This is a genomic window from Cellulomonas sp. P4_A2 (assembly GCF_056402515.1).
In genome coordinates this window covers 242,580-262,886 of sequence record NZ_JBFUHG010000002.1, presented here as the reverse complement: position 1 = coordinate 262,886, position 20,307 = coordinate 242,580, and the positions used below count along the sequence as shown (strand labels likewise).

The 20,307-nt window shown below is 68.4% G+C and carries 14 protein-coding genes and 1 pseudogene; all 15 read left to right on the top strand.

Translation table 11 applies throughout. The annotated features are described in order from the left end of the window. Positions 1 to 56 precede the first annotated feature (56 nt). A pseudogene (locus AC1DUE_RS03930) lies at positions 57 to 1,202 on the top strand (sugar ABC transporter substrate-binding protein); the annotation flags it as partial. Positions 1,203 to 1,515: 313 nt separating this feature from the next. Further along, on the top strand, positions 1,516 to 2,286 hold the full coding sequence (locus tag AC1DUE_RS03925; protein WP_477038083.1) for a carbohydrate ABC transporter permease: 771 nt from the start codon (positions 1,516 to 1,518) through the stop codon (positions 2,284 to 2,286). Between the two features lie 2 nt (positions 2,287 to 2,288). Then, complete coding sequence (locus AC1DUE_RS03920; RefSeq protein WP_477038082.1) at positions 2,289 to 3,110, top strand: carbohydrate ABC transporter permease; 822 nt, start codon at positions 2,289 to 2,291, stop codon at positions 3,108 to 3,110. Positions 3,111 to 3,391: 281 nt separating this feature from the next. After that, positions 3,392 to 3,796: a hypothetical protein gene (locus AC1DUE_RS03915; protein ID WP_477038081.1), complete on the top strand. Its 405-nt coding sequence runs from the start codon at positions 3,392 to 3,394 to the stop codon at positions 3,794 to 3,796. 94 nt (positions 3,797 to 3,890) lie between these two features. Beyond that, positions 3,891 to 4,922, top strand: a complete 1,032-nt coding sequence (locus AC1DUE_RS03910; protein ID WP_477038080.1) for a zinc-dependent alcohol dehydrogenase — start codon at positions 3,891 to 3,893, stop codon at positions 4,920 to 4,922. After that, positions 4,919 to 5,674: an SDR family oxidoreductase gene (locus AC1DUE_RS03905; RefSeq protein ID WP_477038079.1), complete on the top strand. Its 756-nt coding sequence runs from the start codon at positions 4,919 to 4,921 to the stop codon at positions 5,672 to 5,674. Before AC1DUE_RS03910 ends, AC1DUE_RS03905 begins: the two co-directional genes overlap by 4 nt. A 70-nt stretch (positions 5,675 to 5,744) precedes the next feature. Then, on the top strand, positions 5,745 to 6,596 hold the full coding sequence (locus tag AC1DUE_RS03900) for a fumarylacetoacetate hydrolase family protein (protein WP_477038078.1): 852 nt from the start codon (positions 5,745 to 5,747) through the stop codon (positions 6,594 to 6,596). A gap of 11 nt (positions 6,597 to 6,607) precedes the next feature. Beyond that, entirely contained in the window at positions 6,608 to 7,366 is a 759-nt protein-coding gene (locus AC1DUE_RS03895; RefSeq protein ID WP_477038077.1) for an SDR family NAD(P)-dependent oxidoreductase, read from the top strand. 191 nt (positions 7,367 to 7,557) lie between these two features. Continuing rightward, positions 7,558 to 11,076 (top strand): PxKF domain-containing protein, encoded by a 3,519-nt coding sequence (locus AC1DUE_RS03890; RefSeq protein ID WP_477038076.1) that lies wholly within the window; start codon positions 7,558 to 7,560, stop codon positions 11,074 to 11,076. Positions 11,077 to 11,308: 232 nt separating this feature from the next. Beyond that, the gene (locus AC1DUE_RS03885; protein ID WP_477038075.1) at positions 11,309 to 12,409 is read left to right on the top strand and encodes a sugar kinase; all 1,101 of its coding nucleotides are present in this window, start codon (positions 11,309 to 11,311) and stop codon (positions 12,407 to 12,409) included. A gap of 449 nt (positions 12,410 to 12,858) precedes the next feature. Next, complete coding sequence (locus AC1DUE_RS03880; protein WP_477038074.1) at positions 12,859 to 13,860, top strand: LacI family DNA-binding transcriptional regulator; 1,002 nt, start codon at positions 12,859 to 12,861, stop codon at positions 13,858 to 13,860. A 433-nt stretch (positions 13,861 to 14,293) separates the two neighbouring features. Continuing rightward, a complete protein-coding gene (locus tag AC1DUE_RS03875; RefSeq protein ID WP_477038073.1) occupies positions 14,294 to 16,750 on the top strand; it encodes a CBM35 domain-containing protein in 2,457 nt (818 codons plus the stop codon). A 43-nt stretch (positions 16,751 to 16,793) separates the two neighbouring features. Continuing rightward, positions 16,794 to 17,441, top strand: a complete 648-nt coding sequence (locus tag AC1DUE_RS03870) for a hypothetical protein (RefSeq protein WP_477038072.1) — start codon at positions 16,794 to 16,796, stop codon at positions 17,439 to 17,441. A gap of 102 nt (positions 17,442 to 17,543) precedes the next feature. Next, positions 17,544 to 18,584, top strand: coding sequence for a hypothetical protein (locus AC1DUE_RS03865; protein WP_477038071.1), 1,041 nt, complete (start codon positions 17,544 to 17,546; stop codon positions 18,582 to 18,584). A gap of 131 nt (positions 18,585 to 18,715) precedes the next feature. Continuing rightward, on the top strand, positions 18,716 to 19,756 hold the full coding sequence (locus tag AC1DUE_RS03860) for a LacI family DNA-binding transcriptional regulator (RefSeq protein ID WP_477038100.1): 1,041 nt from the start codon (positions 18,716 to 18,718) through the stop codon (positions 19,754 to 19,756). Positions 19,757 to 20,307: the final 551 nt, after the last annotated feature.

Below are 20,307 nucleotides of genomic sequence, written 5' to 3'. Positions count from 1 at the left end.
CGCTTGACGAAAAGGGTTTCAGGCCGGATCCTCGGTCCAGGGCGAATGGTTCAGCGATGAAATGGCGTCCGATCAAGTTCGCCAGCGTCCAGCAGATGCCCGGTCAACGAAGACAACGAGAGGCGGATTTGCTCATGAGGAACCAACGTCGATCCGGGGCGCTCCTCGCGCTCGCAGGGATCGCGCTCGCGCTGTCGGCGTGCTCGTCGGGCGGCGGCTCCGACGCCGGGTCGTCCAGCAGCGCCAGCAGCGCGGAGAAGGTCACGCTGACGGTGTGGCACTACTACAACACCGACGGCCAGGTGGCAGGCCTGCAGGAGCTCGCCGATGCGTTCGAGGCGGACCACCCGAACGTGACCGTCGAGTTCGAGTACGTGCCTGTGGAGCAGATGACGACCAAGGCGGTCACGGCCGCCGGCGCCGGGAAGGGTCCCGACGTCCTCGTCTTCGGGGCGTCCGGCACGTATTCGCTAGCCCAGGCTGGTGCGATCGAGCCGATGGACAGCTGGTGGGACGAATTCTCCGACAAGGACCAGTTTCCCGAAGGCGTGATGCAGCGCGTCGACGACCAGCTCTATGGGGTGCAGGGCTACGTGAACCTGCTCGGCCTCTGGTACAACCAGGATCTGCTGGACCAGCTCGGCGCCAGCGTGCCCACGACGATCTCCGAGATGGAGGACACCATGGCCGCGGCCGTGGCGGCGGGCAAGCAGGGGATCACACTGACCGGTAAGCCCGGGCTCGAGAGCCAGTGGCAGGGCTTCCCATGGTTCACGTCCGACGGGTTCTCCTACGGGGACCCGCAGGCCGCACCTATGGCGCAGACGTACTCGATGCTCCAGGACTGGACTGCCAAGGGCTACCTGTCCAAGGAGGCGTCCACGTGGGACCAGGCGGTCCCCTTCCAGGTGTTCGCCGCCGGTGACTCGGTCTTCGCGGCCAACGGCAACTGGCAGATCGGCGCCGCCGCGGAGGCCAAGTTCAACTACGGCGTCGCCGAGCTCCCCCTCACCTCGGACGGTGGAGTTCTGCTGGGTGGTGAAGTCCAGAACGTCGGTGCCTTCTCAGAGCACAAGGATCTCGCCGAGGAGTTCCTCGAAGACTCGTTCTTCTCGGTCGACGGGGAGCTCACCCTGCTCGAATCCTTCGGCTCCATTCCCGCACGGGCCGACGCGGCCTCGTCATCGACGATCAGCGACGACCCGTTGCTGGGCACGTTCGTGGACATCGTGCAGAAGCAGGGCCGGCCCTCACCGAGCCCTCAGGTGCCGTCGAAGAACGTCAACGCTGTCGAGACGTTGGTCGGTGACTACTGGAGCAAGGCCGTGGCCGGTCAGGGAACCCCTGACGAACTCGCCGACGAGCTCATGGTTCAGCTCGTCCTCGTCGGGACACGCCGTCCCGACGAGGGGGTCCGCCGGCAGGCGCGACCGCCGGCTGGCATTCGCCTTACCGGCCGCCGCGCTGCTGCTCGCGCTCGCGATCTGGCCCCTGGTGCAGCTCGGCGTGATGAGCGTGCACGACGTCACAGCCGCGACGTTGAACGACCCGTGGGCGTACATCGGGCTCGGCAACTTCACCTCAGTGCTGCACGACCCCGAGCTCACGGGCGTTGTACTGAACACTCTCGCGTTCGTGCTGGTAGTCACCGTTATCGGCATGGTCGGCGGCTACGTGGTCGCGGTCTCCATGTCGTCCTCGACACGAGGCGGCTCGTTCCTGCTCGGAATGATGGTCTTCGTGTGGGCGCTCCCGCCCGTGGTCAATGGGTCCATCTGGAAGTTCCTGCTCGCGGACAAGGGACTTCTCAACGGGGCGTTCCAGGCGCTCGGTGGGACGACGAGCATCGGCTTCCTGTACGACCGGCACCTGGCGCTCTGGTCCGTGGCCCTCGTCAACGCGTGGGCGGTTGTGCCGTTCAACGCACTGATCCTTCGGGCATCTCTGCTCAGCGTCGACCCGCAGGTCTTGGAGGCAGCAGAGATCGACGGCGCGGGCCCGTGGCAGCGCATCCGCTACGTGCTGACCCCCTCCGTACGGCCCGCCGCCACCGTTCTCTCCGTGCTGACCGTGGTCTATGCCTTCCGCAGCTTCGACTTCATCTACGTGATGACAGCCGGCGGGCCCGGTACCTCCTCCACGACGCTGCCGTACCTCGCCTACGTCCACGCGTTCGTCGAGCTCAACTACGGGCAGGGAGCTGCCACAGCGCTCATCGCTCTGGTGGTCGTGCTCGTGCTCGCCCTCGTCTATGCCCGTGATGTACGCCACAACGAGGAGGACTGACGATGACCCGGCACCGACGCGAACCGGTCGCCTTCAGCATCCGGACCGCGCTCTACGTCCTGTACGGACTCCCGCTGCTGTGGATCGTGCTCACCTCACTCAAGAGCCAAGGTGACGTGCTGTCCTCCCAGGCCTCAATCGTGTTCCGCCCGAACCTCGACGCCTACCGCGCGGCACTCGCTGACCCAGCCCTGCTCGACTCGCTCCGGCAGTCGGTGATCGTCTCGGTCGGCACGACCGTGCTCTGCCTCGTGTTCGCTGTTCCGGCGGCATACGCGCTCGCCCGCGTGCGTGCCCGGCTCGTCGTCCCAGCGCTCGCAGTCCTGGTCGTCCTGCAGATGGTGCCGCAAACCGCCAACCTCATCCCCCTGTTCTGGCTCCTGTCGAGCTGGGGCCTGATCGACACCACACGGGGCCTCGTGCTCGCGGACGCGGCGCTGTTCCTCCCGTGGGCGATCCTGCTGCTGCGCCCTTTCTTCGGGGCGATCCCCGTCTCGATCGAGGAGGCCGCCCGCATCGACGGCGCAGCGGTGATGCGCTCATTCCGCTCGGTTGCCCTACCGCTCGCACGAAACGGCGTGCTGACGGTCGCGGCGATCGTGTTCCTCGTGACGTGGGGCGAGTTTCTCTACGGCATCACGTTCATGCTCACCCCAGACAAGTACCCGCTCAGCGCGCTCATCGCCGTGCAGTCGGGCGCGTACGGCGTCGACTGGCCAGCGATGATGGCCTTCGCGGTTGTCTCGGCCGTGCCGGTGTTCTTCGTCTACGTCGCGAGCTTTCGTCTGCTGCGGACAGGATTGACCATGGGGGCCGTGAAGTAGTTCCGGGCCTTGCCACAGTACGAGCCGTGTCGGGCCGGTCTCGACGATCGCGGGACCGGCCCTCCGGCACGTGGCACCGCCGGCTGGCGCTGTCAGCTGCGGGGACCTCGAGCGGTCGACCTGTCCAGGCTGCGAGGTGGCCCGACGTGGCGGGCGTTCACAGAACAGCTCAGCGGCAACCGCGCCGACGTCGGCGGGGCGTTATTCAGGGGGTCAGGGATAGAATCCACCGAAAGTGCTGGTCAGAGGCCACGCCGGGATCCTGGAGACAGGAGCCTGACGTGGCCATCGGCCTTTTGTCGGACGTCGTGCCGACTCGACCTGTTGCCGGGTATCCGTTGCGCAAGGTCCTGACCTGCTCCATCTCCGCGCGGGGCCCCGGCAAGGTCGATGGACGCGAACGCCACGTCAACACCGACAGGCCGCCGCGCGCCAAGGTGCTCGGCTGCGTCCAGAAGGACGCTCATCGCTTCGAGAGCAGTGGGACCGCCAGCTCCCGGCGCCTCAGCCGTTGGACCGCGTGCTGCGGACTCCACAAACTCAGCGATGGGTATCAGGTCGGCCCGGGCTGCGACCACCAGCTACTACGCATCGCCGACCGGCTCCGGAACGGCGTGCTCGCAAGCCGCGCCCTGTTCGATTCGTCAGCTGAAGACGGCCGTTCGACAGAGCGACGAATGGACTAGATCATACATATGACGTTTCCTCGATCCTCCGGTAGAGTCCAAAACCGGATCGTGACCAACGACGGTCGCCGGCCGACACCGAAGGAGACGCGCTGTGCGCAGTGCTGCATATACAGGGAACGGGGCGGTCGAGGTCCTCGTGTCCGAGCCCGTGCCACCGACCAGCGGGCACGTGCAGGTCCGCGTGGCCTTCGTCGGGTTGTGCGGGACGGACCTGCACATCGTCCACGGGGCCATGGACGCCCGCGTGACCACACCGCTGATCTTCGGTCACGAGATGAGCGGGACGATCGAGAGGGTGGGCGAGGGCGTCGACGGCTGGTCGACGGGGGACGCCGTGACGGTCATGCCGCTCGCCTGGGACGGGACCTGCCCGGCGTGCCTGGCCGGTCACCAGCACATCTGCCAGAACTTGGAGTTCATCGGGATCGACTCCCCGGGTGCACTGCAGAGCCTGTGGAACGTACCGGCCCACACGCTCGTCGCGCTGCCCGCAGGCCTGGCCCTGGACGTCGCGGCGCTGGTCGAGCCCACCGCCGTCGCCGTCCACGACGTACGCCGCGGTGAGGTCGCGCCCGGCGACCACGTGGTCGTGCTCGGGGGCGGGCCGATCGGGGTGCTGATCGCGACCGTCGCGCGGCACGTCGGCGCGGTCGTCGCGATCGTCGAGCCCGATCCCCACCGTCGTGCGCAGATCGAACAGCTCGGTCACATCGCCCTCGACCCGGGCTCGACCGATCAGGCCGCCTGGGTCGCCGGATGGACGGACGGTGCAGGAGCCGACGTGGTCTTCGAGGTCTCCGGCGCTGCGGCTGCGGTCGCGGCCGCCACCGGGCTGGCCAAGGTCCGAGGGACGATCGTCGTCGTCGCGATCCATGGAGCCCCCAGAGAGGTCGATCTCCGGCAGGTCTTCTGGCGCGAGCTCCGCATCCTGGGTGCCCGCGTCTACGAACGGTCCGACTTCGAGACGGCGAGCTCCCTGCTGGCCGACGGGGTCGTGCCCAGCGAGCTGCTCATCTCGCAGGTCGTGCCCCTGACCGCTGTGCGGGCCGCATTCGACGACCTCGAGAGGGGACTCGCCATGAAGATCCTGGTGGACGTCGCCGCCGAGGAGGGCGCCAAGTGAACCCGTTCGACCTCACCGGACGGCTCGCCGTCGTCACCGGCGCGAAGCGCGGCATCGGCTTCGCCTTCGCGGAGGCGCTCGCCGCCGCGGGTGCCGACGTGATCGGCGTGAGCGCCACTCTCGAGCGCGACGGCAGTGCCGTGGCGCGGGCGGTCGAGTCGCACGGGCGCTCGTTCCAGGGCTACGCCGTGGACTTCGGCGATCGGGAGGCGGTCACCAAGCTCGGCGGAGAGCTCGCCGAGCGAGCGCCCGACATCCTCGTCAACAATGCGGGCATGATCGCCCGGATGCCGGCCGCGCAGCATCCCCTCGACTGGTGGGACCGCGTCCTGGAGGTCAACCTCACGAGCCACTTCGTGCTGACTCAGCTCGTCGCGCGCCCGATGCTGGAGCGCGGCTCCGGCAAGATCATCTTCACCGCGAGCCTGTTGAGCTACCAGGGCGGGATCAACGTCCCCGGGTACACCGCGTCGAAGTCTGCGGTCGCCGGGCTCACCAAGGCGCTGGCGAACGAGTGGGCTTCGCACGGGGTCAACGTCAACGCGATCGCACCCGGCTACATCGCGACCGACAACACGCAGGCCCTGCAGGACGATCCGGCGCGCTCGACAGCGATCCTCGAGCGGATTCCCGCCGGCCGGTGGGGCAGGGCCAGCGACCTCGGGGGAGCGGTCGTGTTCCTCGCGTCCTCCGCGTCGGACTACGTCGACGGTGTCACCCTCCCGGTCGACGGTGGCTGGCTCGGACGATGAGCCGGCGGCCTGCGACGTGGTGACGTCGCCGGCGTCCAGGAACTGAGTCGCGAGCAGAAGGGAAGAGTGGATGAGGATCGCCCGGCTCGGCCGTCCAGGCGGCGAGATTCCTGTCGTCGAGGTCGAGGGTGTCAGCTACGACCTCCGCACGATCACCGAGGACGTCGACGGAGCCTTCCTGTCGTCGCAAGGTGTGCAGAGAGCCCGCGAGGCACTGGCGTCGGGCAGCCTGCCTGAGCTGGTCGATGCCGAGTCGCTGCGGGTGGGCGCACCCATCCGCCCGCCCGGCAAGATCGTGTGCGTCGGGCTCAACTACCGCGACCACGCGCAGGAGTCGCACGCGGAGGTCCCCGCAGAGCCCGTCGTCTTCATGAAGGATCCGTCGACCGTCGTCGGCCCGTACGACACGGTGTACATCCCGCGGCGCTCCGTGAAGACGGACTGGGAGGTCGAGCTGGGCGTGGTGATCGGTGCTACGGCTCGCTATCTCGAGTCCCCGGCAGAGGCGCGCACGCATGTTGCCGGCTTCGTCCTCTCGCACGACGTCTCGGAGCGCGAGTTCCAGCTCGAGCGCGGCGGACAGTGGGACAAGGGCAAGAGCTGTGAGACCTTCAACCCGCTCGGCCCCTACCTCGTCACGGCTGACGAGATCGTCGACCCCCAGGACCTCGGTCTGCGCCTGTGGGTCAACGGGACCCAACGGCAGAACGGCACCACCGCACGCATGATCTTCGGCGTCGATCACCTGATCTGGTACCTCAGCCAGTTCATGGTGCTCCACCCCGGGGACCTCATCAACACGGGAACGCCGGGGGGCGTCGCGCTCGGCCTGCCCGACCACCCCTACCTTCGAGCCGGCGACGTCGTCGAGCTGGAGATCGATCACCTCGGCCGCGCCCGGCAGACCTTCGCCCAGGCCTAGGAGGTCCGGCAATGGCTGAGTTCGGGGGGCTCGTCGCAGCAGTCACCGGCGGAGCATCAGGTATCGGGCTCGCGACGGCGACTCTCCTGGCGGAACGTGGCGCGCGAGTGGTCGTGCTCGACATCGCCCCGCACGGCCTGCCTGCGGGGATCGTCGGCGTCGTGTGCGACGTGACGAGCAGGGAGTCGATCCACGCCGCGGTCCGGACGATCGACGTCGAGCTGGGCGCCCTGGACGTCCTGGTCAACAACGCCGGGATCAGCGCGGTCGGCACCGTCGAGGACAACGACGACGCCGAGTGGGCGCGGGTCCTGGACGTCAACGTGATCGGGATGGCGCGCGTGACTGCAGCCGCCCTGCCTCTGCTTCGCGCGTCGCGCTCGGCCGCCGTCGTCAACCTGGCGTCCATCGCGGCGCTCAACGGCCTGCCGCAGCGCGCTGTCTACAGCGCCTCCAAGGGTGCGGTGCTTGCGCTCACCCTCGCGATGGCGACCGATCATGTGCGCGAAGGAATCCGGGTCAACTGCGTCAGTCCCGGGACCGTCGACACGCCGTTCGTCAGCAGGATGCTCATGAACTTCGAGGATCCCGTTGCCGAGCGGGCGGCGTTGGAGGCGCGGCAGGCCATCGGTCGGATGGTGACCGTGGAGGAGGTCGCTCACGCGATCGCCTACCTGGCGAGCCCGCTCTCCGGCTCCACCACGGGTACCGCGCTCGAGGTCGACGGGGGCGTGAGCAATCTGCGGGTACGCGCGCCGCAGGCACGCTGACCGCGGTACTTCCGCCCCCGTGCGGAGGGCGCGACGGCCCCGGTGCACGCGGGGCCTTCGGCGTGGTCTCAAGGTTGCAGCGTTCGGAACCCAGCAGGGTCACATTGCGGACACACGGTGTCGTCATACGTCATACATGTGATAAACCTTCGACGTCAGGCATCGTCGCCTTCGCGAAGCGGGAAGATCACATGACATCGACGTCAGTTCTCCAGCCAACTACCCGAGGTCGGCGGCGCATAGCGCGCTCGTCGGCCGCAACCATCAGCGCCGTCGCCGTCGCCGTCGTCGCCTCCGCGTTGACCGCGACGAGTGCGCAGGCAGCGTCACCCACGACGTTCTACGCCGCACCCGACGGCGGCTCGTCAGCGTCCTGCACGCAGTCCGACCCCTGCTCGATCGAACAGGCCCAGGCCGTCGTCCACGGAGCGCCGAAAGACGGCGACATCACGGTTCAGCTCGCCGACGGCACCTACCGCATCGGATCCCCGCTGCGGTTCGATGCCGCCGACGGGGGCGGCGACCACACGGTCCAGTGGAGCGCCGCTCCGGGCGCGCATCCCGTGATCACGGGCGCGAGCGCGGTCTCCGGCTGGCAGAGGTCGACCGCCGGCGCCGGCATCTGGGAGGCAACGACGCCGGCCGGCCTCGACACCCGTCAGCTCTTCGTCAACGGGGTCATCGCGCCTCGGGCCGGCATCAAGGTGACGGGCTCCGACATCGCGCTCACAGCCACCGGCATCACGATCAAGAACGCTGCGCTCAACGACCTCGCGACGCTTCCCGACCAGGGCCGGATCGAGTTCGAGTCGATGGGCGACTTCACCGACCGGTACTCGCAGGTTCAGAGCATCAGTGGCAGCACCATCACGATGAAGCAGCCGGGCTGGGACAACAACACCTGGGGCTGGGACACGAACCAGAGCTCGTTGCTCGCCGCGCCGACCTGGTACCTCGAGAACTCGCTCCGCTTCCTGACCGATCCCGGGCAGTGGTACATCAGCCCCGGCGCAGGCAAGCTCTACTACAAGCCCGTGAGCGGCGTCGACCCCAACGACCTGGACGTGGAGCTGCCTCGGCTGCAGTCGCTGCTGAACATCGGCGGGACCTACGACGCGCCGATCTCGGGCCTGGCCTTCACCGGCATCCAGTTCTCGGGCACCTCGTGGCTCGGGCCGTCCTCGGCCGAGGGCTACGCCGACCAGCAGAACGGCACGTTCCTGAGCGGTAGCTACTCCTACCGTCCGAGCGATGCGTTCACGAGCTGCGCACGCGGGTGCGAGATGTTCGAGCGTGCCCGCACGACCTGGCACCAGGAGCCCGCCGCGGTGCAGGTCTCGGCCGCGAACCGGATCACGTTCACGGGCAACACGTTCACCGCGCTCGGCCAGTCCGCCCTGGGCATCGGCAACGACGCGAACGCGACGGTCACCGGGGTAGGCCTCGGGGCGAGCAACGTGCAGGTGATCGGCAACCGGTTCACCGAGGCCGCCGGGCACGGCATCGCCGTGGGAGGGGTCCTGCCGGACGCCCACCACCCGAGCGACCCCCGCATGACCAACCAGGACATCCTGATCCGCGACAACACGGTTGATCGCGTCTCGGTCGACTACAAGGACAACGGCGGCATCCTCAGCACCTACGTGACGCGGGCCCAGATCCTGCACAACGAGGTGCAGAACGTGCCCTACGACGGCATCGACACCGGCTTCGGCTGGGGCATCAACGACGCCGGCGGGTCGAACGACTACGTCGACCGCGGGTACTACAAGTGGAACCCGCTCTACACGACGCCCACGACCCTGAAGGACAACCGCGTCGAGGCGAACCTGGTGCACAACACCAAGGGTCGCTTCGCCGACGGCGGCACGGTCTACAACCTGTCGGCCAGCCCCGGGACCGTCATCGACAAGAACTACCTGTTCAACATCTCCGGTGTGGCGTTGTACGCCGACGAGGGTTCCCGATACCTCACGTACGAGAACAACGTCTTGCAGGGCGGCGGTGCGTGGGCGTTCACCAACGGCTACAGCCTGCGCAACAACACCAGCGACAACGTGCTGCAGAACAACTGGTACAACTCCGGCGGCGCGTCGACACCGAACGCGGCGGCGCACCGCAACCTGCTCATCAACAACGTCAAGGTGACCGGCGCCAACTGGCCGGCGGCCGCCCTGGCCGTGATGTGCGACGCCGGCGTCGCGCCGCAGTACCGGACGCCGCTGAACGCCAACCTCGTCGGGCTGAGCCAGTGCCCGACGACGGCCCCGGTCGACCCGGCCTTCTCGACCTACTCCTCAGCGATCACCTCGGTCTTCGGACAGTCCGGCTCCGGCTTCGGGATCGCGGCGAAGGGTGCGGACGTCTGGGGTGGCGGTGGCCAGCATGACGACCAGTACGGCTCCATCTACCGAGCAGCGTCCTTCACGCCCGATGCCAGCGTCGCTGCCCGGGTCGTCTCGGTGAACGATGCGAACGCGTGGGGAAAGTCGGGCGTCATGGTCCGCAACAGCATCTCGTCGGCCGGCTCGGCAGGCGGGTATGCGGTGGTCGCCGTCACGACTCGCAACGGGGTCGACTTCGAGTGGGACGCGAACGGCGACGGCTACCTCGACAGCAGCGCCAACGCGAAGGTCGACAGCTATCGGCCGGTGTGGGTGAAGCTGACGCGCCTCGGAAAGGTCTACACAGCGTCCTACTCGCTGGACGGGACCAGCTACGCACAGATCGGGTCGCCGGTCACTCTCGCCTCGGCGGCGCAGACGCAGGATGCCGGCATGTTCTCCACCTCGCACGACGCGACGCAGTCGGCGATCAACGTGTTCGACTCGTTCAGCCTCCGGGCCGCGAGCGTTCCTCAGGCGCCGAGCACTCCCCAGGTCATCGCGACGCCGACCGGCGTCACGGTCTCGTGGGCGGCGCCCAGCGACGGTGGGAGTCCCATCAGCGGATACCGCGTCTACCAGGACGGCGTGTCGGACCCGGTGGCAACGACCGGGCCAGGGGTGACATCGGCGACGATTGCCGGCTGGCCCGGCGACGGTGCGCGATTCTCGGTATCGGCAGTCAACATCGTCGGTGAGAGCTCCCGGTCCGACTGGGCGTCGCCGCTCGACGTCACCGCACCGGTGGTGGCACTGGAATGCCCGAGCAGCCCGGTGCTCCTCGGGGCATCAGCGACCGCTTCGTGGACCGCTACCGAGGAAGAGCACGGCTCGGGCCTGGCGACACCGTCAAGCGGTTCCCTCACGCTGGACACGTCCAGCGTGGGCACCAAGACCGCAGAAGCCCCTGAGGCGACGGCTGTCGACAACGCAGGCAATGCGTCCGTCGGCGTGAGCTGCAGCTACTCGGTCGTCTACGACTGGGACGGCTTCGCGGCCCCGGTCGACATGGGAGGCGTCGTGAACTCGGTCAAGGCCGGCAGCGCGGTCCCGATGAAGTTCAGCCTCCACGGCGACCAGGGCACCGGCGTCGTGGCGGCAGGTTCGCCGACGGTCTCGTTCGGATCGTGCTCTCCCACGGCGACGATCGACGCGATCGAGGAGACCGTCACGGCCGGGGCCAGCGGTCTCCAGTACGACCCCACCTCCGACCAGTACGTCTACGTCTGGAAGACGGACAAGTCCTGGGCCGGAAAGTGCGCCACCTTCTCGTTGCGGCTCGACGACGGGACGACGCACAGCGCGCTCTTCACCTTCCGTAAGTAGCACGTGGGATGCCGCGKGCCGCCCCGMCCGGCGGCACGCGGCATCTGCGTGTCCAGGTGCCCAGGGCTCGACGGGCTCTGAGCCGTCGCTGCTCGGACCGCAGCCACGGTCGAGGAGGTGCGCGCCGACCTGCCATCGTGGGCACTCGAGGACCATCTCGCCGTGCCCTGCGACGCTGCCCGCCTTCGTCCCTGAACCAGCTGTTCAACCGATCGATCGAGGAGAAGTCACCATGCCCCTGGACCTGCGTGCTGCGGCCGACGTCCGCTACGACGCCGTCTCGCTCGGCGAAGTCATGCTCCGGCTAGACCCGGGCGAGGGCCGGATCCGCACCGCCCGCCAGTTCCGCGCGTGGGAGGGCGGTGGCGAGTACAACGTCGCGCGGGGCCTTCGTCGCGCCTTCGGACTGCGCACCGCGGTGGTGACGGCGCTGGCGGACAACGAGGTCGGGCGCCTCGTGGAGGACTTCATCCTGCAGGGCGGCGTCGACACGTCGTTGATCCGGTGGATGCCCTACGACGGCATCGGCCGCACGGTCCGCAACGGGCTCAACTTCACCGAGCGCGGCTTCGGCGTGCGCGGCGCGGTCGGTGTGTCCGACCGTGGGAACACCGCCGCGAGCCAGCTCGGCCCCCACGACGTCGACTGGGACCACCTGTTCGGCGAGCTCGGCGTGCGCTGGCTGCACACGGGCGGCATCTACGCCGCCCTATCCGAGACCGCAGCCCGGACCGTGATCGCCGCGGTGACCGCTGCCAAGAGGCACGGCACCGTCGTCTCCTACGACCTGAACTACCGCCCGAGCCTCTGGAAGGCGATCGGCGGCCCGGAGCGGGCCCAGGAGGTCAACCGGGAGATCGCCCGCCAGGTCGACGTGATGATCGGCAACGAGGAGGACTTCACCGCGGCCCTGGGTTTCGAGGTCGAAGGCGTCGACGAGAACATCTCGGCGATCGACGTCGACTCGTTCGCCTCGATGATCGACCGTGTCGCGGGCGAGTTCCCGAACTTCCAGGTCATCGCGACGACGCTACGCATGGTCCGCACCGCGACGGTCAACGACTGGGGAGCGATCGCCTGGTCTCCGGAGACGGGCTTCGTGGAAGCCACGCGGCGCGCCGGCCTGGAGATCCTCGACCGCGTCGGCGGCGGTGACTCCTTCGCGTCGGGACTCGTCTACGGCCTGCTGGACGGCCAGAGCCTGCACACCGCCGTCGAGTACGGCGCAGCGCACGGCGCCCTGGCGATGACCACCCCAGGCGACACCACCATGGCCTCGAAGGCGGAGGTGCTCAAGCTCGCAGGCGGCGGCGGCGCCCGCGTCGACCGCTGAGCGCGCCCTTGGTGACGGCGTCGGGCCGGTCCTCGCCGGACAGGAAGAAGTCGTGCGTCGTCGCAACCCCCCGAGGCATGTGGTGGCTAGTTCCGGCCGGATTTCCAGATCACGATCTCGACCGCCGACAATGAATGCGCTGAACTCGAGATCGACGTCGACAATGCGACATTGTCTGCGGGCCACCAGGGTCCTGCCGAGCTGCGACGCCCCGCCGGCCAGGCGGTCCGAGCACCGAGGATCCAGCAAGGTCGTCCGCTTCGTGCAGGCCCGCAGGAGCGAGGCCGCCAACCGCCGCTGCCTCGTCGACCGCACGGCTGGAGCGGCCGGGCGGAGGCGTCCGAAACTCGGACGATCGGAGCCATTGCGGGCGAAACCCGGACACGCTAGGTTGATCGAACCGGTTCGACGGCGAACCGGTTCGACGGACTATCGGAAGGCACGCGGGCGTGGCGACGATCCATGACGTGGCGCGGGAGGCAGGTGTCTCTCGCAGCACCGTCTCGTACGCACTGTCGGGCAATCGCCCGATCTCTCGCGAGACGCGTGCACGCATCGACGACGCGATCCTCCGGCTCGGCTTCACGGTCAACGCCGGTGCGCGAGCGCTGAAGACTGCGCAGACGATGGTGATCGGCCTGCTCCTGCAGTTCCACGAGGACGAGTTCCCCCCCGCGATGCTGCAGTACATCCTGGCGGTGACCAACGCGGCACGCGCGAGCGGCTACGACACCCTCCTGATGACCGATGTGGACGGCCCGGCGGCCATTCGGCGCGTGACGTCCTCGAACATGGTGGACGGGCTGGTCCTGCTCGACGTCGCCCACGATGACCCTCGCCTCGATGCTCTGCGCGCTGCGCCGCAACCAGGTGCTCTGCTCGGGCTGCCGCGCGACTGGGCCGAGCTTGACGTCTTCGACCTGGACTTCCGCGCCTCGGCCTGGCTCCTGGTCGACCATCTCTATGGACTCGGCCACCGGGACATCGTTCTGGTGTCACCGCCCCGACACGTGTTCGAACGCGGCGGAGCCTACGCGTGGCGCTTCCGCGATGCTGCGCTAGAGCGGGCGGCAAGCTACGACCTCAACGTCTCCGCCTACTACGGCGAGTCGCAGGAGCCTGCGATCGAACGCAGTCTCAACGCGATTCTCGACGAGCGTCCCGAGGCGACCGCGCTGATCGTGCACAACGATGCGTCGATCGCCGCGCTGCCGGCCGTGCTCCGTCAGAGGAACGTGCAGGTGCCCGATGACCTGTCGGTCGTGAGCCTCTACTCGCGTGATTTCGGACGCACCTTCCTCCTGCCGTACACGGCCGTGGAGACGTCTCCCGACCGGGTGGGTCGCGAAGCCGTGCAGCACCTGGTTCGACGAATCGTCGATCCCGGATATGCGCCGCCGGTCCTGAACCTGATCGCGCCGGAGCTGACGGATCGCGGCAGTACGGCCTAATCCGGGATCGAGAAGCGGCCTCTTTTGACGCCCTCGAGCGAACCGGTTCGATAACCGAATATGACTGGCCTCACACGTTCAGAGAGGAATCGCTGTGAAGACGCATCTCGCAGGTCGTGGCATGCCGACCCGCCACGCCATCCGTCGGCCACCAGCGACACGGGGCACTGGCCCGGGTGAGTGGTCCTGGCCTCCGCCGCTCGCGGCGGTTTCCCAGGCCGCTGCGCAACGCGGAATCGCGGCGATATGCGATCCGCCCGGTCGATTGCGGGCCGCGCGATTGTGCCACCTCAGCGGCCGGGCCGCACGAGAGCTCGATCGGTTGGATTGCTTTGACGTCAATTCTCCGCCGGTCGTCAGAAGAAACAAGTGCAAAGGAGCATGACATGTGTGCAGAACGACAGCTGGACAAGAACAAGGCGGTGATCGTTCGATGAGTGCCACGCGAAGCGGACGGCTCCGCTGGGCCATCGCGAGTGCCGCGGCCGCCGCCGTCGGCCTGAGCATGATGGGCTTTGCCACGTCGAGCTCAGCCGCAACCGGGCCGACCAAGGAGCTCTCGGTCGATCTGGCCACGACCACAGGTCCGTCGATCGGGGTCGCGCAGGGCCTCCTGTACGGGATCACCCAAGACGGGTCGCAGCCCAGCGACGACTACGTCAAGCCCCTCAACCTCAACTCGTTCCGCGGGGGCGGTTGGTTCGCGGGCGGCTGGAGAGGGGACAACTACGCCCTCGGACCGAAGACCCAGTCCGAGATCGACTCGATCATCGCGCAGGCGACGAGGCTCAAGGCGGCCTCGAGCAACCCGGCCGGCTTCCACTACGAGGTCATCCTCAGTGACTTGTGGGGCTCGACCGGTGGCGCACCCGCGAACTCGCAGTGGCCGTGCAACAACGGCGACTGCACCAACTGGGTCCAGTTCATCACCCAGACGGTCACGCAACTCGAGGCATCGGGGATCACCTTCTCCTACGACATCTTCAACGAGCCGGACCTGTCGATCTTCTGGGCCCCCGGGGTGAACACCCCGCAGTACTTCCAGATGTGGGACGTCGCCTACTCGACGCTCCGCCAGGTTGCGCCGGGCAAGCTCATCGTCGGCCCGTCGTTCGCGTACACGCCGCAGCGTCGCGCGTCGCAGTGGACGTCGTTCTTCGCGCACGTCAAGGCCGCCGACACGGTGCCGGACTGGGTGTCGAACCACAACGAGGGCGAGGGCGGCGTGCCGGAGGGCGTCGACGACCCGGTGGTCGTCGGGCAGTCGATCCGCGACGCCATGACGGCGGCTGGGATCAGCCAGCGGCCGTTGTCGTCCAACGAGTACCAGGGTGCCGGGCACCAGACGGCCGACAACACCGCGTGGTACGTCAACCGCCTGGCGCAGTCGAGCTACACGACGGCCATGCGCGGCAACTGGAACTGCTGCATGATCCCCAACCTGACCGGTCTCCTGACGAACGCGCAGACCGGCTGGGCGCCCACGGGCAACTGGTGGGCGGAGAAGACCGGTGCGGACATGACCGGTTCGCTGGTGCAGACCTCCAACGAGGTCGACACGATGTCCATCTCGGCCGCCAAGGACGACACCAAGCAGCAGGCGGTCGCATTGCTCGGAGACATCAACGCGTTCACCGGATCGGCGAACGTGAAGTTCACCGGTCTGGACTCGACGCCCTACCTGGTGAAGAACGGCATGGTTCACGCCACCGTGTACGGGATTCCCCAGGGCGTCCTGTACGCGCCCGTCGTGCAGTTCGCGGGGGACCTGCCGGTCGCCGCTGACGGGTCCGTCACGGTGCCGGCGAACTTCCTCGGTACCCACGATGCTGCCTCCATCTACCTGTCCTGGGCCGGCCCGCAGACGGTGTCCATCGCTGCGCCTGCCGCGCTCGTTCCGGGGCAGGCGTACGACGTGCCCGTGACGATCACCAACAGCGGTGGCGTGTCGGCCTCCCAGGTGGCGACCTCGCTCGGCATCACCGCGAGCGACCCCACCAAGACGGCTGGGATCGTCATCACGTGTGCTGGCGGTGGTGCCACGTGCCCCACGGTCGACCAGCTGGCCCCGGGTGAATCGACGATCGCAACGTTCCACGTCGCTCTCCCCGCGTCGGCCCCGACGATGGCATACCGCCTGGTCGGGACCGCAAACCTGGTCGTGGACGGTGCGCCGAAGACGATCAGCAACTCCGTCGACATCGTCAGCACGTGCGTGACGGAGATGAACTGCGAGGCTGAGGACGGCACGCTCGCCGGTGGCGCCTGCTACGCCACGAACCACACCGGTTTCACCGGCAGCGGCTTCGTGGCCTGCTACGACACGACAGCGTCGGGGCGCAGCGTCACGCAGAAGTTCTCCGTCGCATCGGCCGGCACCTACACGCTGGACCTGCGCTATGCAGCCGGTCACGACGGTCCCGCGGCGAATGCCAACCGCACGGCGACGCTGACCGCCAACGGCTCGTCGCAGCAGATCTCGCTGCCCCCGACCACCAACTGGAACACGTGGGCCGTCTCGACGGTGACCGTGAACCTGGCGGCCGGTACCAACAGCGTGTCGATCGTCAAGAACGCCGGCGACAACGGCTGGTTCAACCTGGACCACCTGGTGCTTCACGCACCGGTTCCACCCGGGCCTCAGGTCGTCGTCACGGCTGCCACCCGCTGCGTGGCGGGCAAGGTCGTCGTGACGGTCACGGCGAACAACCAGGACCAGGGCTCCGCGACGGTGACGACGGTGACCCCGTACGGCACCGCATCGTTCGGGTCGATGGTTGCTGGCTCGAGCGTCAGCAAGGCCCTGACCACCAGGCTGGCGGCCCGTGCCCTGACAGCCAGGTCACGGGCCACCGCGAAGGCACCACACCGGCCCCAACGGCCGGTCTAGACATGGGGCGGCGGATGACGCCGTCCACCGAATGGAGAACTCGATGAAGAGGACCAATCCCATGGCGGCGCGAGTCGCGCTGGTGGCCGTCAGCGGAGTACTGATGCTGGGGGGAGTTGCGGGCGCAGCCTTCGCCGATTCAGAGCAGGGGTCGGACGACGTCGACGTCAACGTCACGATCGACCCGTTGACGGTTCCCGGCACTCTCGCGATGACCGTCGCTGCCAACACGACGACGCTGACCGAGGGCACGTCGTCCGACCTGACCCAGCGTCAGTTCTTCGGCACCCTGCCGTCGGTCACGGTGACCGACACCCGCACCACGATTCCGGCGGGCGCTGCATGGGCCGTTCTCGGCCAGGCGTCCGACTTCGTCGCAGCCGGCGGCGGCGGCCAGCCCGACATCTCCGCCGCCAACCTGGGATGGACGCCGAGCGTGGTCGATCCCGGCACCACCAACGACGTCATCGCCGGCCCGCAGGTCGACACCGTCCTAGATCCCGGTCCCAACAACGTCGGCCTCGAAGGCGCGGCAGGCCCTGAGCTGCTCGCGCTGACGAATCCCGACTCCGCAACGGCGCAGGCCACCGCGGGCTCGTGGACCGCAAATGCCGACCTGTTCCTGAAGGTGCCCGTGGACACCTCGGCCGGCACCTACACGTCGGTGCTCACGCTCTCGCTGTTCGAGTAGCCGGTTCGCGGGCGGGGCGGTGGGGTCGCTGGGCCCCACTGTCCCGTCCCGCACCTGCTGAGGAGGTAGACCGTGTTTCCCCATCGTGTTCGGTCCGGCCGCTTGCGCACCCTTGCGCAGGCGGCGACTGCTGCATTCCTCGGGTGGCAGCTGATCGTGCCGACCGCCGTGCCTGCCGCCGCCGCGGATGACAGCGACTCGGCGGTCACCTGGTCGGTGCAACCTGCCGACGAGGCCGGCCCGGACGGGCGTCCCTGGATCGAGGACACCCTGGACCCAGGGGCGAGCGCCGTGGAGCATCTCGCGGTGCGCAACTTCAGCGATCATCAGGTCGACTTCGGCCTCGCCGCGGCAGACGGAGTCTTCAACCAGAACGGCCGCTTCAACATCCTGCCGCCCGACACGAAGTCGACCGGCGCAGGCACGTGGATCGCCATCGCCGACTCGGTCACGGTGCCTGCCGGTCAGACCGTCGTCGTGCCGTTCACGATCACCGTGCCGCCGAACGCGGAGCCAGGCGATCACGCTGCGGGAGTTGCCGCGTCGATCATGTCGACGTCGACCGGCAAGAGCGGCGCCAGTGTCGGCATCGAGAGCCGCGTGGGCTTTCGTGTCATGACCAGGGTGACCGGCGACTTGGTGCCGGGGGCGAAGACGGAGAACCTCACGACCTCCTACCACCCCTCGTGGAACCCGTTCGCACCTGGCGACCTCACCATCGAGTTCGACGTCGTCAACACCGGGAACACTCGGCTGCGGGTGACCGGACAGGCCACCGCCGGTGGTCACACAGGAGCGTTCCCACCCAAGGACGAACCACAGGAGCTGCTCGTGGGGGACAGTCGGCACTTCTCGGTGACGGTCGCCGACGTCTGGCCGTCGGTCCTGGTACCGGTTTCGACACGTGTCGCCCCGGAAGTGGTCGTCGTGAGCGGCGTGGCTCCCGGGCTCGCATCGATCAGCACCGCGACGACGGCGGTGGCGGTGCCGTGGCCGCAAGCGATCCTGCTCGTCGGCATCGCCCTGATCGTCGTCGCCGTCCTCATGCAGCGGCGCCATTCGAAGCGACGTCTCGACCGGCTGCTCGAGGGCGCTCGCGAAGAGGCGCGTCGCGATGCGCTCCAGGTCGAGAGGACTCCATGACGCCATTCGTTGTCGATGATGTGGTATCCGCGCCGGAGCGACAGGTCGGTCTGACGGCGGGCAACGCGGACCGGGTGTCGCGCGACGACGCGGCCCGGCACGGCACCCTAAGGTAAGACCGCTCGTCGCCCCTGTTCGCGACGGCTAGGGAGAGGCAGATGGCGACGATCGGCGACGTGGCACGCGAGGCCGGCGTGTCCCGCAGCACCGTGTCGTCGGTCCTGACCGGTCGCAAGTTCGTGACGCCGGACACGCGGGCGCGGATCGAGCAGGCGATCGAGAAGCTGAACTTCACCGTGAACTCCGGCGCTCGTGCGTTGGCGACCTCGCGGACGATGGTGATCGGGGTCGTCGTCCAGCTGCACGGGCTCGAGTTCAGTCCCGCGCTCGCGCCGTTCGTGTTCGCGGTCTCCGACGTCGCGCGCGGCTTCGGCTACGACGTCCAGCTCCTCACGGAAGCGGACGGGGTCGCGGCCATCAAGCGCGTGACGAGCGCGCACCAGGTGGACGGGCTGATCCTGCTCAACATCATCGACGACGACCCGCGTCTGCCGTTCCTCGAGGGGAGGAACATGCCCGCGGTGCTGCTCGGCATGCCGCGCGACTCTCGGGGCGTCGACGCGGTCGACCTGGACTTCGCCGCGGCGGCCCGACGGCTGGTGACCTACCTGCACGAGCACGGGCACCGCGACGTGCTGTTCGCGCGCTGGTCGCCCGCGATGTTCGAGGCCGGTCATGCATTCGTCCGCCGATTCAGCGACGCGGCCTTCGCCGCGGCCCACGAGCTGGGCATGGGCATGGTGGCGTTCGACTGCCCGACCGAGCCGTTGCAGGTGCCGCACGAGCTCGCGCGCGCCCTGCGCGACCGCGGCCGTGCCACGGCGGTGCTCGTGCACGACGACGCCGCGACCGCACTGCTGCCGGCCGCGCTGCACGAGGCGGGGCTGTCGGCGCCTGACGACGTGTCGGTGGTCAGCCTCCACTCCGCTGAGCTGGGACGCTCGCTCGCCCTGCCGTACACGTCGGTCGAGTCCGACCCGGGCCGCGTCGCGGAGGCCGCCGTCGCTGTGCTGATGCGGCGGATCGCCGCCTCTCCGTCCGACGACTCGGGCGCCGTGCACGAGCTGCTGACACCTCGCATCACCGAGCGGGGCAGCGTCCGTGTCCTCTGAGCCGTGCCGCGCGACCGTCGACGACGCGACGGCTTCGGACCGCACCTGAAAGTTGCTCGGGGCGGACGATCCCGGGCGTCCGACGGCTCGGCCGGACGGTCGGGGCGTACCGGTTCGCTGAGAGTGCGCTGTGTGCGGGCCTCAACCCGACATTCGTCCCCGACAGGGCACGGCGGTCGAGGGAGCCGCCCGGGGACCCTCACAAGCAGCACAGCCCGCCTCCGAGACGACTGCTGAAAGAAAAGAGGCAAATGACCTGCACCGATACCCGGTGCTCTCCCAGCCGGGGCAGGACGACGAGCTGGCGAAGGGTGCGCGGTGTATAACGATTCGATCACGGCGAACCGGTTCGCTTGACGACCGGAGCCTTCGACGCCGAGACTCCTGATGAGCGCGCGAGCGCTTGCATCACAAAGGACGTGATGCGCCGGTCCGTCAAGGAGGACGCCCGATGACCGAGGCCCCACCGCGTGGCTCACGCGCCGACTGCGACACGCACTCGACGACCACGCGCAGCGAGAGATAGCGGCGTCCGGCCGACCCGCCACCCC

Bases quoted from the DNA above. Each gene is read 5' to 3' on its own strand.
- AC1DUE_RS03895 (WP_477038077.1), top strand. From the start codon at position 6,608: ATGGCTGAGTTCGGGGGGCTCGTCGCAGCAGTCACCGGCGGAGCATCA.
- AC1DUE_RS03870 (WP_477038072.1), top strand. From the start codon at position 16,794: ATGAAGAGGACCAATCCCATGGCGGCGCGAGTCGCGCTGGTGGCCGTC.
- AC1DUE_RS03875 (WP_477038073.1), top strand. From the start codon at position 14,294: ATGAGTGCCACGCGAAGCGGACGGCTCCGCTGGGCCATCGCGAGTGCC.
- AC1DUE_RS03885 (WP_477038075.1), top strand. From the start codon at position 11,309: ATGCCCCTGGACCTGCGTGCTGCGGCCGACGTCCGCTACGACGCCGTC.
- AC1DUE_RS03900 (WP_477038078.1), top strand. From the start codon at position 5,745: ATGAGGATCGCCCGGCTCGGCCGTCCAGGCGGCGAGATTCCTGTCGTC.
- AC1DUE_RS03890 (WP_477038076.1), top strand. From the start codon at position 7,558: ATGACATCGACGTCAGTTCTCCAGCCAACTACCCGAGGTCGGCGGCGC.
- AC1DUE_RS03920 (WP_477038082.1), top strand. From the start codon at position 2,289: ATGACCCGGCACCGACGCGAACCGGTCGCCTTCAGCATCCGGACCGCG.